This window comes from Rheinheimera aquimaris (assembly GCF_020531985.1).
Taxonomy (GTDB): domain Bacteria; phylum Pseudomonadota; class Gammaproteobacteria; order Enterobacterales; family Alteromonadaceae; genus Alishewanella; species Alishewanella aquimaris.
This window is the reverse complement of record NZ_JAJAVQ010000001.1, coordinates 608,495-628,049: the sequence shown is the minus strand read 5'-3', so window position 1 is coordinate 628,049 and position 19,555 is coordinate 608,495. Positions and strand designations below refer to the sequence as shown.

The window sequence follows — 19,555 nt, the reverse complement described above, 5'->3', positions numbered from 1 at the left end:
AGACAACGGCGCTGTTGCCAACGCCGTATCCGGATAAGCTTTAAGCGCCTATTTCGCCCGACGCGGTTTGGCCTTCGGCGCTGCTTTGTTACTGCGTTTTAGCTCAATCTGCGTTTCGCTGGCTTTATTAGCGCGGCCCGTTAATACTTTGCGCGAAATACTCTTTAGTAGTGACTCGCGGTTGCTGACTTCAAAGCCCGGTTTCACTACACGTTTGATATCGCTGCCAATCAGCTTTTGAATGCGCTTTAAGGTTTGCTCTTCTTCGCGGCTGACAAAAGATATTGCATTGCCTTTAGCACCGGCACGGCCGGTACGGCCTATACGGTGCACATAGTCTTCCGGCAGGTAGGGCAAGTTAAAGTTAACCACATGATCCAGCCCCTGAATATCCAAACCACGCGCGGCCACTTCGGTAGCGATCAGCACCTGCAACTTGGCTGATTTAAAATCGGCAATCGCGCGCCGGCGGGCACCCTGGCTTTTATCGCCATGACATACTGCAGCGTCAATTTTGCGCTGTTGCAAACCGGCTAACAACTGATCGGCCTGCTCTTTAGTACTGGTAAATACCAGCACCTGAAACCAGTTTTGCTCGCTCAGCAGCTGCTCAAACAGTTCTATCTTGCGGCTTTCCTCTACCGGATACACCACATGCTGCACGGTATCTGCAGTGCTGTTTACTTTTGCCACACGAATATGTTGATGATTTTTCAGTATTTTATGTGAAAGCTCATTCACCGCCGGTGAGGTAGTAGCGGAAAACAGCAGGGTTTGGCGTGAGTTTGCTGTCATGGCGACAATTTTCAGTACGTCAGTGACAAAACCCATATCCAGCATGCGGTCGGCTTCATCCAGCACGACAAACTCTACATCGGATAAAATCACGTTACCCAGTGCCATATGCTCCAGCAACCGGCCTGGGGTGCTGATAACAGTGTCAACGCCAGCCTTCAGTTTGTTCGCCTGCAGGCCCATTTTTACGCCGCCGTACAAAGCTGTGCAGCTAAGTGGCAGAAACTGTGCATAGTCTGCAAAAGCATCGGCAATTTGCTCAGCCAGTTCACGGGTTGGGGTTAGCACTAGTGCCCTCGGCCGGCTGGCCACGGCGGCTTTAGGCTTATCCAGCATGCGTTGCAGCAGTGGAATAGCAAAGGCCGCGGTTTTACCGGTACCGGTTTGCGCAGTAACCTGCAAGTCTTTACCGCGGCGGGCCGGCGCTATCGCCTGCTGTTGTACCGGTGTCATGCTACTGTAGCCACAGGCGTCCAGTGCGCGCTGCAGGTCGGCAGCTAAATCTAATGATGAAAATTGCATAAAGTGTCCTTTGTAGCCGTGCTACCAGTAAAAGCTATGGCAGAATTACTCTTCACCGTCATCCTGCATAGCGTCCGGGCGTGGCTTGTGCTTACAGGCACGGGCCAGAATTTCGACATACACAGCTTCTTGTTGTGCTGCCGCTGCGGCATCAATGCGCTTATTAATTTCAGAGGTGAATACTTTCTCTGCTGTTTCTTCCGTCGCGCCAAAGCGGCAATCAAAGCTCCAATAGTCCATGCCTGGTGGCAGCGCTTTACGTCGCTCACGGCCCAGATACTTCTTAATATCATGCTTAACAAGTTCAACCCAGCGCTCGGTTTTATGCTTGGGGTGGGTTAACGCTATTGTCTTTTTCATCAACAGTCCTACAAATATACGTTTAGCTGCACACTGTCTGTGTGCTGTAAACCGCGCATTCTACATGGTTAAATGCAAGATAACCGGTACTATCTGCTATTTTGTTGCAATATGCTGAATTACCTTGCTATTTGGTGACAACATTACAGTATAGAGCCAAGCTGCTGTCTGCTTATTCGGAATGTTCATGCTAAGTATTTCTATCGGTCCGTTATCTTTACCCGTACCAATGCTACTGTTGTTTGTTGCTGTGGTGTTGGGGCTGGGCGTTGCGCGTTTTGTCAGTCGCGGGCAACAGCAAAGCGCCAGCGATGTACTGTTAATAATATTGGTGGTTGCGCTACTGTTTGGCAGGCTGGTATTCATACTGCGCTTTGCTGACAGCTATCAGACCATGTGGCAGATGTTGGATATTCGGGATCGTGGGATTGATATCAGCACAACCATAATGGCTGCGATGGTGTTATTGTTTACTCAGGTAAAACGCTTACCTGAACTAAAAACTGCCCTGGTAAGTGGTGCTGCCTGTACCCTGATTTGTTATGCAGCCGGCTCGGCCTGGCTTTATAGCCAACAGCAACAGCAGGTGCTGGCCGATATTCAGCTAGAAACTTTGTCGGGTGATCAGGCCGTGCTAGCCGACATGGCGCAGGGCAAGCCTGTAGTACTCAATATCTGGGCAAGCTGGTGCCCGCCATGCCGCCGGGAAATGCCGTTGCTGCTTAACACCCAGCAGCAAGCGGCTGATATCAGCGTAATAATGCTAAATCTGCAGGAAAGCCGCACGACGGTAGCGAAATATCTGCGTAACCATCAGCTGAATTTTCAACAGGTATTACTGGACAAACAGGGTGACGTTGCCCGCTACTACGGCGCGCTGGGCTTACCGGCAACGTTGTTTTTCCGTGCCGACGGCTCACTTAGTAGTGTGCATTTTGGCGAGCTATCCCAAGCCACCCTGCAGCAGGGAATTGATACAACGCTTAACTGAAAAACTGGCTACCACTCCGAGGTATGGTTGCCAAAGCCCCTTGGTTGCAATTTGGCGTTAAGCCTGCGGCTTTGCAGCAAAACAAATCCTTGACCAGTTTAGGTTTATAGATAACTGTGACAGCAATATTTGTATGTAACCTAATCAGGCAAGAATTTGCTCAATGAACATTCGCTCTGAACGACTTGAAATGACGCCACTCACTGTAGACGACTGGCCATTGTTTTACACATTACACAACACACCCGAAGTAATAGCGCAGTGTTTTGACCCTGTTGATGATGCCGTTTTGCAGCAAAAGTTTCAGCAACGTTTAGTGCCCTGGCATAAAGAGGCTGAGCACTGGCAATGTCTGGTGATACGGCAGCATGATACTGGCGAAGCTATAGGTGTTACTGGTATGTGTTTATCGCAGGGCAGGGCTGAGGTGGGCTATTTACTGCTGCCAGATTTTTATGGTCAGGGCTATGGCACAGAGTCATTACAAGCGCTAATCAATTGGGCTGTAAGTACGCAGGGCATTGTGTCTTTCAAAGCAGCGGTTACCGAAGGTAATGTGGCATAAGAGCGGGTACTGCAAAAAATAGGCTTTCAACTGGTCGAAAAAGTGCCCGATGCACATAGCATTGGCGGTAAACGCTATGCAGATCATATTTACCATTTTGACGCGGAATGATACTGCCAACCCACCATTCGCCTTTCCCCAATACTCCTTGTATAATACGCGCCCTTGTTACACTCAGGTGCTTAATTTATGTCCACTGTTGCTACTACCGTTTCCCGCAAGTCTGCCCCTGTAGCACGGATGGCGCCTGAGCGCGATTTATTCTCTTACCCGAAATACTGGGCCGAGTGCTATGGCACGGCGCCGTTTTTACCTATGTCACGCGCAGAGATGGACAAACTGGGCTGGGACAGCTGCGATGTTATTCTGGTCGTCGGCGATGCTTATGTTGACCACCCCAGCTTTGGTATGGCAGTAGTAGGGCGCATGTTAGAAGCCCAGGGCTACCGCGTTGGCCTTATTTGTCAGCCGGATTGGCACAGCAAAGACGACTTTATGCGCCTGGGTAAGCCGAACCTGTTTTTTGGCGTCTCCGCCGGCAACATGGACTCGATGATTAACCGTTACACCGCTGATAAAAAGCTGCGCCATGACGATGCCTATACTGCCGGTGATATTGGCGGTAAACGGCCGGACCGCGCTGTTACGGTGTACACCCAGCGCTGTAAAGAAGCCTTTAAAGACGTACCGGTGATTATCGGCGGTATTGAAGCCAGTTTACGCCGTATCGCACACTATGATTACTGGTCAGAAAAAGTGCGCCGCTCGGTGATTTTCGATGCCAAAGCCGATATTCTTATTTACGGCAATGCCGAGCGGCCTTTGGTGGAAGTGGCGCACCGTATTGCCTCTGGCGTGCCGGTAAGCGAAATACAAGACGTGCGCGGCACAGCAGTTATTCGCAAAGAGCCGCTGCCAGGCTGGCGCGGGGTAGACTCTACCGCCATTGATAAAATCGGTAAAATCGACCCTATTCCAAACCCCTATGGCGCCGATGATGTCGGTTGTAGTAGCTATTCTGAATTTGCCAAAGCCGGTATCGATTTAACCAAGCCAACAGAGGTTGAAGCCAAACCGATTATGGTGCAGGCGCCACGGCAAAAGCCGTGGGAACAAACCTACGTTAAGCTGCCAGCCTTTGAGCAGGTGAGCGTGAATAAACCGCTGTATGCGCATGCCTCGCGCATTTTGCACCAGGAAACCAACCCCGGCTGTGCGCGCGCGATAATGCAGCGCCATGGCGACAGGCATATCTGGGTTAACCCGCCGGCCTTTCCGCTTAGCACCGAAGAGATGGATTTAGTGTTTGGCCTGCCGTATCAGCGCGTGCCGCATCCGGTCTATGGCAAGGAGAAAATTCCGGCCTACGAGATGATTAAAACGTCGGTTAATATTATGCGTGGCTGCTTTGGTGGCTGCTCGTTCTGTTCTATTACCGAGCATGAAGGCCGCATTATTCAAAGCCGGTCGAAAGAGTCGATCATGCAGGAGATTAAGGATATTCGCGACAAAGTGCCGGGTTTTACCGGCGTGATATCCGATCTTGGCGGCCCGACGGCCAATATGTACCGCTTAAACTGTAAAAATCCGAAAGCCGAGCAAACCTGTCGTCGGCCAAGCTGCGTGTATCCGACCATTTGTGAGCATATGGATACTGATCAAAGCCCGACGGTAGAGTTGTACCGCGAAGCGCGTAATCTACCCGGCATTAAAAAGGTGCTGGTGGCCTCAGGCGTGCGTTACGACTTAGCGGTGGAAGATCCGAACTATGTGCGCGAACTGGTGCAGCATCACGTTGGCGGCTATTTAAAAATCGCGCCGGAGCATACCGAAAGCGGCCCACTGTCGAAAATGATGAAGCCGGGCATGGGGGCTTATGACAAGTTTAAAGAAATGTTCGACCGCTTTAGTAAAGAAGCCGGCAAACAGCAGTATTTAATTCCGTACTTTATCGCTGCGCACCCAGGCACCACGGATCTGGATATGGTTAACCTGGCGCTGTGGTTAAAAGAGCGTGATTTTAAACTGGATCAGGTACAAAACTTTTACCCCAGCCCAATGGCCAACGCGACGACTATTTACCATACCGAAATGAACTCGCTAAAGAACATCAACAAAGCTAATGACGAAGTGGTAGCAGTGCCTAAAGGCGAGCGCCAGCGCCGCTTACATAAAGCCATACTGCGCTATCATGACCCTAAAGGCTGGCCGATGATCCGCGAAGCGCTGATTAAAATGGGCTTAAAACACTTAATTGGCCGCAGTAAAGGTTGTTTAGTGCCGGAAGAAGGTAAAGACGAACAGTTTAAAAAACCACTTAAAGGTGGCAAGCCCGCACTGAGCCGTCACACCGGCTTAAACCCGGCAGCGAAAGCCATTGCCAATCGTGGCCAAAGCGACAAAAAGCCTTTCAATGCAAAGCCAAACAAAAGCGGTACCGTAAAACCTGCTGCCAGGCAGCCTAAGCGGTCTAACGGCTGATGCAGCGGCTGTTTTTCAGCCTTAAATTTACCACTGCACAACAGCAGTTATTGTTGTCATATCAACAGATTCTGAGTAAGCAATTTCCTCAAGCTAAGCCAGTATCTGTTGATAACCTGCACTTAACACTGTTTTTTTTAGGCCAGGTCACTGCAGAGCAAAAGCAACCTTTACTTACGGCTGCCAAAAGCATAGCAATGCCATCGTTTGCGCTGACATTAGATACAGTGGCCAGCTTTAGCAAACCGAAAATACTGTATCTGGCGCCGTCTGTAGTAGCGCGCGAACTGCTGGTGTTACAGCGGCAGGTAGCGGATATCTGTAAAGCGATGGGGTTTAACGAGATCCACGATGGTTACCGGCCTCATGTCACACTGCTGCGTCACGTATCGGTACCGGAGGGGTTTCCGCAGCAGGTGCTGCCGCTAAGCATCGTTGTCAGCGAGTTTGCGCTTTATCAGTCTTTGAATATTGAAGGTGCTGTGCGGTATCTACCGCTGCATACCTTTAACTGCAGGGAGGGATGACAGCACCCGCTTGTAACCGGGGGCTGCCAGTATTTAGTTAGAAACCGGTTTCAAACTGTGCTGTTGCCTGAACAACTTCATAGGTACCATCTGTATACAAAATAGTAGCCTTACCTAAATGGAAAATATAAGGCTTTATTGCTTTGGTACAATAGGTAGCTGTTGAATCGCAGCCAGTTGTTTTTTCTGACCAGATGACTGACGATACAGGTTTAGTCAGATTGGTGATACGCCAGATAGCGTCATTAGGCGCGTAGTCCATAGTGTACTCAAACGACATGCACTGGCCGACAGACCATTCATCATAGGCCGCGGTATCAACCATGCACTCCATTTGTGCAGAAAAAGCCGAACCGGATAACAATAATAAGCCTGCAGCAATAATCTTCTTCATGGTATTTCCTTTTATATTATGTGAACCTTGGTTGTTTTGCGTACAGCACACCCAGTCAACATTGGAAAGAAGAAGCGGTCAAATGATAAATGCAGATAACATTTTTATCATTTTTTTATCTTTTATAAAGCCGTAGTCGTCATCCGCTAAGCGGCGACAGCAGATGATTTAGTGTGCCAGATCAAAATGCTATAGTTCATCAGTGATTAATTTTCGCCGGTTATACTCGCCGGCGGAACCCCCGTTAACAAGGACTGGTTATGTCTGCCTCTGCATCATCTTTTAGCAAACTGCTAAACGCCGTGTTCGGCTCGGTAAACTGGACTGCGCCGCACTGGCTGCGCCAATTACGCAATTATGCCAGGTCGGAACCGGCAAAATTCAGCGGGATAACACTGTTGCTGCTTTTAATACTGGCGGGTGTAGCAGGGGGCGTGTATTACTACCAGCAATTACCAAAGCCATTAAAAGTGCTAGCCAATATTGAAGGGCCAGAGCTGGGTTACTATCAGGATAATATTGAGCAGCCCACGCCGGTAACGCTGCGCTTTAGTTATGATTTTAGCCGGCATAACCAACAAATAATGCCGGCGCCCCAGCTTTCAGCTGCCCGGCTGGATCTTATCGGTGAAGTGTTAACAGAGGGGGTAAGCCTTAAACCACAGGTCGAAGGTAAATGGCTGTGGCAGGATGAAAACAGTCTGGTATTTATGCCAGAGCAAGCGTGGCCGGCTGGCCAGCACTATGAAGTGACGTTCAGTAAAGACATTTTTGCCCGCGATATTCTGCTGGCACAGCAGCAGTATCAGTTCATCAGTCAGCCGTTGACGGCAGAAGTAAACCGCTTGCGGTTTTATCAGCACCCGGCTGAACCCGGCACCCGGCAAGTGGTGGCCACAATTAACTTCAGCCATCCGGTTGATTTAGCGCAGGCTAAGCAAAAGTTGTCTATAGTGATGCGTGAAGATGGCAGTGACCACGACACTAAACCTGCTCAGCTTGAATTTACGCTTACCGCCGATAAAACCGGCCGCGAACTGTATGCGCAGTCAGAGGCGTTAACCTTACCCGAGCATGAGCAGTATTTGACGCTTGAGCTGAAAAAAGGTGTAAAAGCACAGCATGGCAACGGGCTGACGGATAATACGTTAACCGAACAACTGCTGGTGCCGGATAAACGCAGCTTTTTAAAGGTAGATGAGCTGCGTGCCGATATTGTCCGCTCGCCCGAGCTAGAGCCTGAGCAGATGTTGCTGCTAAGCCTTACTGACCGCATCAGCCGCACTGAGCTGCAAAATAAGCTGAAACTCTATGCACTGCCAAAACACTCGTGGCGTAATTCTTATTACTGGTCAGTTGGCGAAGTAACCAGCGATACATTACAACGTAGTAACCTGCTGCAATTTGAGCTGATGCCGACTCCTGAACCGGCAGATAACAGCTTTAGTATTAAACTGGATTTACCGCCGGGCCACAGCCTGTTTGTCAGTGTGCCTGAGGGCTTGAAATCGGCTGGTGATTTTGTGCTTGGCCGCGAATATCGTGCTGTCGTGCAAGCGCCGCAATATCCGAAAGAAGCCAGGTTAAGCGGTGAAGGCGCGCTGTTGACACTAAGCGGTGAGCAAAAGCTGCAGCTGTTAAGCCGCGGAGTAAAGGGTGTCAGAGCCAGATTGTTTAAGCTGTTACCCGATCAGCTGAATCATTTTATCAGCCAAACCGGTGGCGATATCAGCCAGCCATATTTTCAGAACTATAACTTTGATGAAAGCAACATCAGTAGCGTATACGAGAAAACCTTCACGCTGGCCAACAGCCACGCCAAACAGGCGAATTATCTGGCGCTGGATTTAAAGCCCTATCTGGAAAAAGCCGGTATGGGCATGTTTTTTATTCAGTTATCTGAGTTTAATCCGGCGCGGCCAAAGGATGAAGGCGAACAGCTGGATAAGCGCGTTGTATTGGTCAGTGATTTGGGGTTGTTAGTTAAACATAACAGCGACAGCAGCCAGCAGGTATTTGTAATGTCACTGGCAACTGGTAAACCGGTGGCAGGTGCGAAAGTACAGCTACTGGGTAAAAACGGTGTCGCTGTGCTTGAGGGCACAACAAACAACCAAGGCACTGTAGAGCTTGCGAAAACACGTGGTATGCAGCGTGAGCGTCAGCCAACCGTGTATCTGGTTAGCCATAGCCGTGATGGTAAAACAGACAGCAGTTTCATTCCGTATGATAGGTACAGCCGTCAACTCGATTACTCTAAATTTAACACCAGTGGTCGCTATCAGGATGAACAAAGCAGCAGCGCACTCAGTGCTTATATGTTCAGTGACCGTGGTATCTATCGCCCGGGAGAGCAGGTGCAACTGGCGGCTATTATCCGCCAGAATGATTTAGCCGCAGCGCCACAGAAGCTGCCGCTGAAAATTCAGGTGCAGGGCCCGCGGGGCACCACTTTTTATCAGCAAAACTTCAGTTTAACTGGCCGCGGTCTGCATACCTTTACGTTAGATACGCAGCCAAGCAGCGATACCGGCGATTACAATGCCAGCATTAGTTTATTGGATAACAAGGGTAATACTGCACGTTATTTGGGATCGGTCAGCTTTTCAGTTGAAGAGTTTCAGCCTGATACGCTGAAAATAAGCAGCCGTTTTAACCAGACGAGTGGCGGCACGGCACCAGGCTGGTTGTCACCGGTGAACCTTCAGGCATGGGTGCAGTTGGACAATCTGTTCGGCACACCGGCGCAGCAGCGGCGGGTAACGGCCCGTTTTGAACTGATGCCGGTAAGCTTCGGTTTTGACGAGTACCCGCAGTATCGTTTTTTAGCGCCGCAGGATGAGCAGATAAAAACTGCCGCTGTAAAACAGACGCTGCCTGAGCAGCAGACCGATGCAGATGGCAAAGCCAGTTTTGCATTGCCGCTTGAGCAATACAGTGGCGGTACTTACCGTTTATTGTTGCACACTGAAGGTTTTGACAGCGGCGGCGGTCGCAGCGTGAAAAGCGTCAGCAGTGCCTTGTTGTCGCCGCTTAGTGCTTTAGTCGGGGTAAAAGCGGACGGCAGCCTGAATTATCTGAAAAAGCAACAAAGCCGTGAGCTGGAATTTATTGCCATTGACAACAGCTTGCAGCAAATCGGGCTTTCGCAGCTGACACTGAAACTGGTAGAAAAACGGCCGGTGTCAAGCCTGGTAAAACAAAAGGATGGCACTTATCAGTATCAGAGTATCGTGCAGGAAGTGGTATTAAACGAAGCACCTTTTGCTATTGATGCCACCGGAAGCCGGTATACAGTGCCAACCACAGACGCCGGTGATTTTGAACTGCAGCTTAGCCAGGCCGATCAGTTACTGGGTAAAGTGGCCTTTAGCGTCGCCGGTGCCGGTAACATCAGCGCCATGCTGGAAAAAGACGCCGCGTTAAGCGTAAAGCTGGATAAGGCCGATTATAAAGCCGGAGACTGGATAGAGCTGAATATTACCGCGCCATACACCGGTAGCGGTTTAATCAGTATCGAAAGCAATAAGGTACATGCTTTTAGCTGGTTCACCGCCAGTACAACCAGCAGTATTCAGCGCATTAAGCTGCCAGAAGGTATTGAAGGCAATGCTTATATCAATGTCAGCTTTGTGCGCGGCAGTGACTCAGACGCTTTGTTTGTCAGCCCGCTTAGCTATGCGGTGGTGCCGTTTAATATCGACCGCAGTAAACGTCAATTGGATATAAGCCTGGTCGTGCCGCAAGAAGTACGGCCGGGTAAAGCCTTTACACTAGGGTATAAAACAAATCACGCGGCAGACTTATTATTGTACGGCGTTGACGAGGGCATTTTACAGGTAGCAGCTTATGACTTACCGGACCCATTGTCACATTACTTACAAAAACGTGCGCTGCAGGTACGTAGTATGCAAATGCTTGATTTACTGCTGCCAGAGTTCAGTGCGCTGCAGCGCCAGTTAGCCGGTGTCGGTGGCGATACTGAACGTCGTGCGCTGGCAGCAGCCATGATGCTGAATAAAAACCTTAACCCCTTTGCCCGCCGTGCTGATCAACCTGGCGTATTCTGGCTGGGTAAACTCAGCGCTTCCGCCGAGCTTGCCACAACCGAGGTAACTCTGCCTGCCAGCTTCAGCGGTAACGTGAAAGTGATGGCTATCGCAGTTGGCGATGATGCCTTGGGCGCGACCAGTAAAGACTTGCGTGTGCGCGGGCCCTTTGTGCTCACACCGGATGTGCTGCAAAGTGCAGCGCCGGGTGATGAATTTGATGTCAGCGTGGCAGTGGCCAATGGTTTAAAGGGCTCAGGTAACAATGCCAGCATCAAGGTATCACTTGCGCTGCCGGATACCATAACCGCTGTCAGCCCGTTACAGCAGCAATTGTCTATCAGTGAAAACAGTGAGCAGATTGCCCGCTTCAGAGTAAAAGCGGGTGAAGTACCGGGCGAGGCCAGCATGAGTTTTACGGCAAGTTATCAGCAGGGCAACCTGCAGGAAGTCGCCAACCGCAGTGTAAGCCTGAGCATCCGCCCGGCCAGCAGTTATGAGAGTACGTTACAGGCCGGTTTTGCCGACAAAGGCCCTGTGCGGCTCAATACCCGTTATCCGCTATATCCGCAATTTGCTGAGCTATCTGTCAGTGCATCTGCCAACCCGCTGGTATTGGCAGAGAGCTTTACCCGCTATCTGGAGCAATATCCGCATGGCTGTACCGAGCAGGTTGTGTCTCAGGTATTCCCGTGGATTGGCCTGGTGCAGCAAAAAAGCTATCAGGCGCAGTGGCCTGCACTTAACGACAAATTTGCCGTGTTAATTCAGAAACTGGCGCAGCGGCAGCAAAGTGACGGCGGCTTCAGTTTTTGGCCCGGCGGTTACAGTAGCGCTGATTTCCCGAGCATTTATGTGATGCACTTTTTACTGGCCGCACGTGAGCAGGGCTTAGCCGTGCCGGATTATCTGTATCAGCAGGGGCTGGAGTATTTGCGCGGGGTGGCGAGATTAAGTGGTGCTAACCTTTATCAGGCGCGGCTAAGGGCCAATGCTATTTACCTGCTGACCCGTAGCGGTGAAGTGACTACCAATTATCTGACCGAGCTGCATGAGCGGTTAGAAAAACAACATAAACAAGCGTGGCAAAATGATCTGGCTGCTATTTATATGGCCGCCAGCTATCAGTTGCTGCAAAAGCCTGAACTGGCTCAGGGGCTGTTATCCGGTTACCGGCTGGGTAAGGTGTCGGTGCTGCAATCAGGCTATCTGGCGCGCAGCAGCGCACCGCTACCTGCATTTGCCAACCCGTCGTTTCAGTCGCAACTGAGCTTGGATGCACAATATGTTTATCTGTTATCGCAGCATTTTCCACAGCGCGCTAAAGCATTGGATGGTGAACAGATCTTACAGTTGTTGCAGCCGGTATTCAGCGGCCAGTACAACACTATAGCCGCAGCTTACTCTGTACTGGCGTTGTCAGCCTACGGCCAGCTGCAAAACGGTAGCAGCGAAGGACAGGTGACGTTTTATCAACTGGACGGGCAGGGCAACCGCTCAGAGCTGGCACCGGCCGATAATAGCAGTGCAACGCCTGTTGCTCACTTTACCGCAGCTGCTGAGAAAATCTTAATTGAAAGCAATGAGCAACTGTTTTATGCGTTAAGCGAAGCGGGTTTTGCCAAACAACCTGCTACTCAAGCGGTAGCGAACCAGCTGGAAATAGTGCGTGATTATCTCAATGCAGAAGGCAAGGTGGTAACTCAGGCCAGACAGGGCGATGAGCTGACAGTACGGCTGCGTCTTCGCAGTTTAACCGACAGCTGGCATAACAATATCGCAGTAGTTGATTTGTTACCGGCAGGCTTTTCGGTGGTACGCAGCTCAGTGCCACGCCAGCAGGGACGTTGGCGGGCTGATTATGTGGATATCCGTGAAGACCGTATTGTTTACTATGCTGGCTTTGGCCCACAGCTGACGGAACTACAGTACAAGGTAAAAGTAACGGCTGCCGGTGATTTTATGCTGCCAACCGCGTCAGCAGAGTCTATGTATGATCGTACTGTATTTACCAGTACTGCGGCCGGGCGCTTTGTGGTTGAGCCCGCTTCGCCGTAATGGATAAAGCAAGCAGTGTTAAAACGTAGCGGCAGAAATATGATGTTCAACGCTAAAGCGCTAAAGAAAATGCTGAAGTATGCCGCTCTGGCGCTGTTACTGATGCTGACGGTTGCATTTTTGCTGCTGTCTTTGCTGCCAGCACCGGCGTTATATCCGCAATATCAGCAGTCCGGTGCCTATTTTGCTGCCGATGGCTCCTTGCTTAGCCTGCGGCTGGCTGCTGATCAGCGTTATCGCTTAAAGGTGCCGCTGTCAGACATCGCACCCTCTATGCAACAGGCCACACTGTTGTATGAAGACCGCCGCTTTTACCAGCATCCAGGCGTTGATTTGCCAGCTATAGGCCGGGCGTTTTGGCAAAGTGTGCTAAAAGGCGGCAGACGCCAGGGTGCATCTACGTTAAGTATGCAGCTGGCCCGGCTGCGCTTTGCACTTGATACCAGCCACTTCGCGGGTAAGTTGCAGCAGTTGTTACTGGCGCTGTATCTGGAGTGGCACTACAGCAAAGAAGAGATTTTAGAAGCTTATTTTAATTACGCACCTTATGGCGGCAATATTGAAGGTGTAGCGGCTGCCAGCCTGATTTACTTCGGAAAAGAAGCCAAAGATCTGACTGTGCAGCAGGCGCTGGCATTAAGTGTCATTCCGCAAAATCCGAATCTGCGAAGCCCACTGACAAAAAAAGGCGAGCAGCAGCTTGAGCTGGCCCGTCAGCGTTTGCTGTCATTGTGGTTACAGCATTATCCTCAGCAGCAAGTCAGCGCAGCACGGCTGGCACTGCCGCTGACGTTTTTACACCGCACAGACCTGCCTTTTGCTGCAGCGCATTTTATTAATCAGCTTCAGGCACAGGGCGAGCTACAGGGCCGGTTTTACACCAGTCTGCAGGCAGATACTCAGCAGGCGATGCAGCACCAGCTTAGCCGCTATTTACGCCGTAATAGCGACAAAGGGTTCAATAATGCCAGTGCATTGCTGATTAAACGTAGCACGATGCAAATTATCGGCTGGCTTGGTTCGGCGGATTTCAATGACGTTGCTATTGCCGGCCAGGTTGATGGTGTGACAGCGCCGCGCTCGCCGGGCTCTGCACTGAAACCTTTTGTGTACGCACTGGCACTGCAACAGGGGCTTATTCATCCGCTAAGTTTAGTTAACGACTTGCCCAGGCGTTTTGGCAGCTTTAATCCGGAAAACTTTGACCGTCAGTTTGCCGGTCCGGTCAGTGCAACCGAAGCGTTAATCAACAGCCGTAATTTACCGGCAGTGCAACTGCAGGCGGGTTTAACGGCGCCGGATTTCTATCAGTGGCTTGCTTCAGCGGGCGTACCCTTACCACACAGTGCCGAGTATTACGGCCTGGCACTGGTACTTGGTGGCATGGAGCTGAGTATGCAGCAATTGGTACAGCTGTACGCCATGCTGGGCAATGGTGGTAACTGGCAGGCGCTGCAGTGGCTTGCCGATAGCGAACCACAACCCGCTAAACCGGCGCTGACACCGGAAGCGGCTTTTTTAACGCTGGATATGCTGCGCCAGCACCCAAAACCACAATCGGTGTTGCTGCAACAGCTTACCGACACTGCACCAGTGGCGTGGAAAACCGGTACTTCCTATGCGTTTCGGGATGCCTGGGCTATTGCTTTGCGCGGCGATTATGTACTGGCAGTATGGCTGGGTAATTTCGATGGCAGCAGTAATCCGAATTTAATCGGTCGCAGCGCCGCCGGGCCATTATTGTTTGAACTGCTCGCGTTATTGCCGCAACAAGCAGACACTGAGACGGCGTTATTTACGCCGGCAGCCGATCTTAATTTAAAAAAAGTCGCTTTGTGCAGCCGCAGTGGCGACTTGCCGAATAAATACTGTCCGCATACGCGTGAAGGCTGGTTTATTCCTGGTGTGTCGCCTATCCGTATGTCTGATGTCCATCGCGCTGTACCGGTATATAAAGCAACCGGCCTGCGAGCCTGCCAGCATCAGCCGCCGCAAACTGAGCTTAAGGTGTATGAGTTTTGGCCGTCGGATATTGCCTCTGCCTTCTCGCAGGCGGGTATTGTATTAAGTACTGCGCCGCGATATCAGCAAGCGTGCAGCGGTGTACCGATGCTGTCCGTTCAACCGCCACAAATCCGTTCGCCGCAACCGTCTTTGATTTATCAGCTTGGTCAAACGGCACAACAGCGGCAAATAGCATTACAGGCCAGTTTTGATGGCGCTGTGACCAAGGCGCACTGGTTTATTGATAACCGCTATCTTGGTGCTGTGACGCCGGGCGAAACCCTGTTCTGGCTAGGCGAAGCTGGCACTTTCCAGCTTCGTGTCGTTGACGATCTGGGTGGGGTTGCCAGTATATCGCTGCAGCTTCGGGACAGCCTCTGAGGCCCGGTTAAATCGGCTTAACTGCTTCGCAGCAGGTAGGTCGCAAACAATTTCTTATCTGCCAGCCAGTGTTGCTCGGTGTGCCAGCCGGCAGTCGCCGCCAGTTGCATAAATTCATCCGGGCTGTATTTGTATGAGTTTTCAGTATGAATGCTCTCACCGACACTGAAGGCCACCGCAGTGCCAAATACATCAACAACCTGTTCTTCAGTGCTGACAAGATGCATTTCTACCCGGCTTTGTCCGGCGTTATAAAAGGCGTAATGTTCAAAGGTTTCGGGCCGAAAAGCGGCGTCCAGCTCCCGGTTAATGCGGGTCAGAATATTGCGGTTAAACCTGGCGGTAATCCCGGCAGCATCGTTATAGGCCTGGTGCAGATATACCGGCGATTTTTTTGTATCCACACCAATCAGTAACCAGCCGTCTGGCCCCAGTGTCTGGCGGGCGTTGCATAAAAATTGCCGGGCCTGTGCCGGGGTGAAGTTACCAATAGTTGAACCCGGGAAAAAGCCTATACAGTGTTGCAACGGCATGACCGGTAGCGTGAGTGTGGTGCAAAAATCGCCAACCACAGGGGAGACAGCCACCGCCGGAAAATCGCGTTGTAATTGCTGACATGCCAGTGCCAGATGCTCTCCGCTGATATCGATTGGCACAAACTGACGGATACCCGGCAGAGCCTGTAGCAGTGGCTTAACTTTGACAAGCGAGCCGGCACCAAACTCGACGATCAGGCTATCACCGGTAAAACGTTGTGCCAGATCCTGCGCAACTTTGGGCAGTAAAGCCAGCTCGGTCTGATACGGGTAATATTCTTTTAACGCGCAGATCTGGTCGAAATAACGTGAACCTTGCTGATCGTAAAAGTATTTTGGCTGCAGCTGTTTCTGCTGCTGCGATAAACCCGCCAGAACATCGCTGGCAAAGTCCCGGTCTACCAGATAGTCAAATACTGGCAGGCTGTGCTCAGTGGCGGTTAAAGGTAAGGCATTTTGCATTATTGATCCTCCGCTAATCGGATGCCGCTAAACTGCCAGCGCTGTTGAGGGTGAAAGAAATTACGGTAGCTGCTACGCAGCTGTTGCCGTGCTGAGACGCATGAACCACCACGTAATACAAATTGATTGGCCATAAATTTGCCGTTGTACTCAGCCAAAGCACCTTGTGCCGGTTTAAAACCGGGGTAAGCGCTATAAGGGCTTTGACACCACTCCCACACATCGCCAAACAGTTTCTCCATGTTCGGCTGAGAGCTGCAGGCCGTAGGTTGCCAGATATGCTGTTCGAGAAAGTTAGCCTGCTGCAGAGGGGGTTGAGTTAAGTTGGTGGCATATTCCCACTCCTGTTCGCGCGGCAGCCGCTTGCCGGCCCAGCGGGCATAGGCATCTGCTTCGTAGTAGCTGATATGGCAAACCGGTGCAGACGGCAGCAACGGCTGATTACCACTGAAACCAAAGCTGTGCCATTGCTGATCAAGGTTGCGCCAGTACAAGGGGGCTTGCCAGTTGGCACTCTGGCAGTAATGCCAGCCGTCAGAAAGCCAAAGCAAAGGGTTTTGATAACCACCATCACTGATAAAATCCTGCCACTCTGCGTTAGTCACCGGCCGGTGTGCCAGCTTAAAAGGTGCCAGATACACGCTGTGTCTGGGGTTTTCACAGTCATAGCTAAAACTCCCTGCTTCGGCACCGATCTCAGCCATACCGCCATCAAAACAGATCATGCTGACAGCAGCGGCAGCATTGAGGCTTGGCTGACTTTGAGCAGCTAATAGCGCCGGAGCCAGCGGATTATGAGATAGCAGGTGCAGAATATCGGTTAGCAGTAACTCCTGATGTTGCATTTCATGGTGCAAGCCTATCGTGAGTAAGTCGGTTATCGCAGGATGCTGCTGGCGCAGTAATATGCTGATATGACTATCTACATGTTGTCGATACTGCATGATATCTGACAGTGGCGGGCGGCTTAGTAAGCCGCGTTGTGGCCTGGCATGACGGCTGCCTACTGTGTCGTAATAGGAATTAAACAGATATTGGTAATGATGGTTAAAGCATTGATAATTCTGGAAATAGGGCTGCAGAATAAAGTGTTCAAAAAACCAGCTGGTATGCGCCAGGTGCCACTTCGCCGGGCTGGCATCCGGCATCGACTGCACCACCATATCCTCAGCTGACAGGTCTTCTGTCAGTGCCAGTGTTTGCTGGCGAACCTGTTGATACCACTTTTCAGCTGATGACGTCATTTTACTCCCTGATGTAGTCCGGTCATATCAGTCTAGCAGTGAAAGAGTGGCAGTGCCGGATGACAGTTTTATGTTGTGGCAGTAAAAAAATAAGCATAGATAAACAGATAATTGTTAATTTGTATTATGTCTTTGTTGTTATTGTATTTCTGTAAATGTAATCTCTTGTTGTTTAAGGTTGATGGAAGGTGGAAATAAGGATGTATGTGCAATTTATTCGGTTGTTGGTCGTATTTTGTCTGACAATCACCGGCAGTTGTCTGGCTGCAGAAAAGGACATGGTGGTTGAATTCAGTAAAGCAGCAGCTTTTAGTGATGTAAAAATCTCACCCGACGGTAAGTTTCTGGCGGTGGTTATTAATGTTGAAAAGAAAAAAGCGCTGGGTATAGTCGACCGTGCCGGGCACAAGATGGTAAACGTTATCCGCTTTGACGATGATTACGAAGTGGGGCAGTACCTTTGGGTAAATAATGAGCGCCTGGTCATTAAGATGGTTAAGTCGAACCGTTGGAGTAAGGAACCAAAATATTACGGTGAGTTATTTGCGGTTAACTGGAATGGCAGAAAAGGTGACATGATTTATGGTTATTCAGCGGCAGAACGCCAGACCGGCAGCAATATTAAAGCACGCGAAGCAACACAAGGTTGGGCTGAGATTGTGGATGTGCTGCGTGATGATAAAAGGAAGATTCTGATCTCCAGCACACGCTGGGGCAGTGATGGCAATATTGTGCCCGAGCTGTTGTCACTCGATGTGTATAGCGGAAAAACCCGCAAAGTCGCGCACGCGCCTGCACCACACAGTAACTTTCTGACCGATGCCAACGGTGATTTAGTTTTAGCTTTTAGTGTAGACAATAAAAGCCAAAGGGCAGTTTATCGCTATAACACTAAGACAAAAGACTGGTCTGAGGTACCCAAAGAAAAGTTTGGCAACCGCTTTCATCCGGTTGCGGTGAATGATACCGGTGATGGTGTACTGGTGCTTGATAATTATCAGCAGGATAAAACCGGCCTATTTGAACTGAAGCTGGCAGACTTTTCTTACCGTCCGGTATTCACCGACAGTAAAGTAGATATTAGTAGCGTTGAAGTAACCAAAGATGGCAATGAAGTTTTTGCGTTTAAACTTGATGATGGCCGGCCCGGTTATGCGCTTTTTTCTGACCAATATGCTGAAGCCAAGCTGTTCAAGCAATTGTTACAAACGTTCGCCGGTGACGCGTTGCATATCACCAGTAAAACAGCTGACAGTGCTTTTTGGGTAGTACTCAGTTACTCAGATATCAATCCGGGTGCTTACTATTTATATGATGCTAATAAAAAAGCCATTACCCGTTTGTTCGAGCAGATGCCGGATTTAGCTGATGTAAAGCTGGCATCGACCCAGCCTGTCTCTTTCCCGTCTTTTGATAAGCAGATGATTCACGGTTACTTTACGCCAGCTAAAACGTCAGGCAGCAAAAAACCGCTGGTGGTCAACGTGCATGGCGGCCCTCATATTATCCGGGACACCTGGGGATTTGATCCGGAAGTCCAGTTATTAGCTAATGCGGGTTATTCTGTTTTACAGATAAACTACCGTGGCTCTCCTGGTTATGGTGAGGTTTTTTTACAGGCTGGTTACCAACAATGGGGAGATGCAATACAACGCGATATTATCGCTGGCACAGAGTGGGCCATTTCATCTGGTATGGCTGACGCTGACAATATTTGCATTATCGGCACAAGCTTTGGCGGCTACTCAGCGCTGCAATCGGCCACGCTGGCGCCAGACTTATTCCGCTGTGCTGTTGGCGTAGCCGGGGTATATGATTTGAATATTATGAAGTCTGAAGGCGATGTGCCGCTGAAGTCTTTTGGTATTGCTTTTCTTGATCATGTGCTTGGCACTGATAACGCGCAGCTTGATTTATATTCGCCGGTGAACCAGGTGGGCAAGCTCAAAGCTGCTGTGCTGATTGCTCACGGTAAGCTTGATGACAGGGCGCCGATTGAGCATGCACTGCGGTTAAAAAAAGCGATGGATGAAGCGGGTAAACCGTACCAGTGGTTGGAGTTTGATGATGAAACACATGGTTTTTATTCACCGCAGAACCGCGAGCTATACTATCGCCAGCTGCTGGCATTTTTACAGCAGCATCTGAAAAAGTAATAACGCAGCACATTTAGTAAATAGCCGGAT

Annotated in this window: 12 protein-coding genes; 7 read left to right on the top strand and 5 right to left on the bottom strand. The window is 50.3% G+C overall.

Features of this window, described 5'->3' with window-relative positions:
• Positions 1-48: 48 nt before the first annotated feature.
• Positions 49-1,317 (bottom strand): DEAD/DEAH box helicase, encoded by a 1,269-nt coding sequence (locus LHL18_RS02790; RefSeq protein ID WP_226765670.1) that lies wholly within the window; start codon positions 1,315-1,317, stop codon positions 49-51.
• Positions 1,318-1,362: 45 nt separating this feature from the next.
• On the bottom strand, positions 1,363-1,677 hold the full coding sequence (locus tag LHL18_RS02785) for a DUF6172 family protein (RefSeq protein WP_226765669.1): 315 nt from the start codon (positions 1,675-1,677) through the stop codon (positions 1,363-1,365).
• 187 nt (positions 1,678-1,864) lie between these two features.
• Between LHL18_RS02785 and LHL18_RS02780 the strand changes: the two genes are divergently transcribed.
• From LHL18_RS02780 to thpR, 4 genes are all read left to right on the top strand, one after another.
• The gene (locus tag LHL18_RS02780; protein ID WP_226765668.1) at positions 1,865-2,668 is read left to right on the top strand and encodes a TlpA family protein disulfide reductase; all 804 of its coding nucleotides are present in this window, start codon (positions 1,865-1,867) and stop codon (positions 2,666-2,668) included.
• 163 nt (positions 2,669-2,831) lie between these two features.
• Entirely contained in the window at positions 2,832-3,233 is a 402-nt protein-coding gene (locus LHL18_RS02775) for a GNAT family N-acetyltransferase (RefSeq protein ID WP_226765667.1), read from the top strand.
• 240 nt (positions 3,234-3,473) lie between these two features.
• Positions 3,474-5,714: a YgiQ family radical SAM protein gene (locus tag LHL18_RS02770; RefSeq protein WP_226766000.1), complete on the top strand. Its 2,241-nt coding sequence runs from the start codon at positions 3,474-3,476 to the stop codon at positions 5,712-5,714.
• Positions 5,714-6,241 carry an RNA 2',3'-cyclic phosphodiesterase gene (thpR, locus tag LHL18_RS02765; protein WP_226765666.1) on the top strand — a complete coding sequence of 176 codons (528 nt, stop codon included), beginning with the start codon at positions 5,714-5,716 and terminating at the stop codon, positions 6,239-6,241. Before LHL18_RS02770 ends, thpR begins: the two co-directional genes overlap by 1 nt.
• 37 nt (positions 6,242-6,278) lie before the next feature.
• Here thpR and LHL18_RS02760 read toward each other — a convergent pair whose 3' ends face one another.
• The gene (locus LHL18_RS02760; protein WP_134054222.1) at positions 6,279-6,635 is read right to left on the bottom strand and encodes a hypothetical protein; all 357 of its coding nucleotides are present in this window, start codon (positions 6,633-6,635) and stop codon (positions 6,279-6,281) included.
• A 260-nt stretch (positions 6,636-6,895) separates the two neighbouring features.
• Here LHL18_RS02760 and LHL18_RS02755 point away from each other — a divergent pair, with 260 nt between their 5' ends.
• Positions 6,896-12,742, top strand: a complete 5,847-nt coding sequence (locus LHL18_RS02755) for an alpha-2-macroglobulin (RefSeq protein ID WP_226765665.1) — start codon at positions 6,896-6,898, stop codon at positions 12,740-12,742.
• A 39-nt stretch (positions 12,743-12,781) separates the two neighbouring features.
• Positions 12,782-15,127, top strand: coding sequence for a penicillin-binding protein 1C (pbpC, locus tag LHL18_RS02750; protein ID WP_226765664.1), 2,346 nt, complete (start codon positions 12,782-12,784; stop codon positions 15,125-15,127).
• A gap of 17 nt (positions 15,128-15,144) precedes the next feature.
• On the opposite strand, the gene egtD is transcribed toward pbpC, so the two are convergent.
• Positions 15,145-16,125, bottom strand: a complete 981-nt coding sequence (egtD, locus tag LHL18_RS02745; protein WP_226765663.1) for an L-histidine N(alpha)-methyltransferase — start codon at positions 16,123-16,125, stop codon at positions 15,145-15,147.
• A complete protein-coding gene (gene egtB, locus LHL18_RS02740) occupies positions 16,125-17,369 on the bottom strand; it encodes an ergothioneine biosynthesis protein EgtB (protein ID WP_226765662.1) in 1,245 nt (414 codons plus the stop codon). Before egtB ends, egtD begins: the two co-directional genes overlap by 1 nt.
• A gap of 206 nt (positions 17,370-17,575) precedes the next feature.
• Between egtB and LHL18_RS19750 the strand changes: the two genes are divergently transcribed.
• Positions 17,576-19,525 carry an alpha/beta hydrolase family protein gene (locus LHL18_RS19750; protein ID WP_226765661.1) on the top strand — a complete coding sequence of 650 codons (1,950 nt, stop codon included), beginning with the start codon at positions 17,576-17,578 and terminating at the stop codon, positions 19,523-19,525.
• Positions 19,526-19,555 lie beyond the last annotated feature (30 nt).

Excerpts from the sequence above, each read along its gene's own strand:
- LHL18_RS02770 (WP_226766000.1), top strand. The coding sequence starts at position 3,474 with ATGGCGCCTGAGCGCGATTTATTCTCTTACCCGAAATACTGGGCCGAG.
- pbpC (WP_226765664.1), top strand. The coding sequence starts at position 12,782 with ATGATGTTCAACGCTAAAGCGCTAAAGAAAATGCTGAAGTATGCCGCT.
- LHL18_RS02760 (WP_134054222.1), bottom strand. The coding sequence starts at position 6,635 with ATGAAGAAGATTATTGCTGCAGGCTTATTATTGTTATCCGGTTCGGCT.
- LHL18_RS02780 (WP_226765668.1), top strand. The coding sequence starts at position 1,865 with ATGCTAAGTATTTCTATCGGTCCGTTATCTTTACCCGTACCAATGCTA.
- LHL18_RS02790 (WP_226765670.1), bottom strand. The coding sequence starts at position 1,317 with ATGCAATTTTCATCATTAGATTTAGCTGCCGACCTGCAGCGCGCACTG.
- LHL18_RS02775 (WP_226765667.1), top strand. The coding sequence starts at position 2,832 with ATGAACATTCGCTCTGAACGACTTGAAATGACGCCACTCACTGTAGAC.
- LHL18_RS02755 (WP_226765665.1), top strand. The coding sequence starts at position 6,896 with ATGTCTGCCTCTGCATCATCTTTTAGCAAACTGCTAAACGCCGTGTTC.
- egtB (WP_226765662.1), bottom strand. The coding sequence starts at position 17,369 with ATGACGTCATCAGCTGAAAAGTGGTATCAACAGGTTCGCCAGCAAACA.
- thpR (WP_226765666.1), top strand. The coding sequence starts at position 5,714 with ATGCAGCGGCTGTTTTTCAGCCTTAAATTTACCACTGCACAACAGCAG.
- LHL18_RS02785 (WP_226765669.1), bottom strand. The coding sequence starts at position 1,677 with ATGAAAAAGACAATAGCGTTAACCCACCCCAAGCATAAAACCGAGCGC.
- egtD (WP_226765663.1), bottom strand. The coding sequence starts at position 16,125 with ATGCAAAATGCCTTACCTTTAACCGCCACTGAGCACAGCCTGCCAGTA.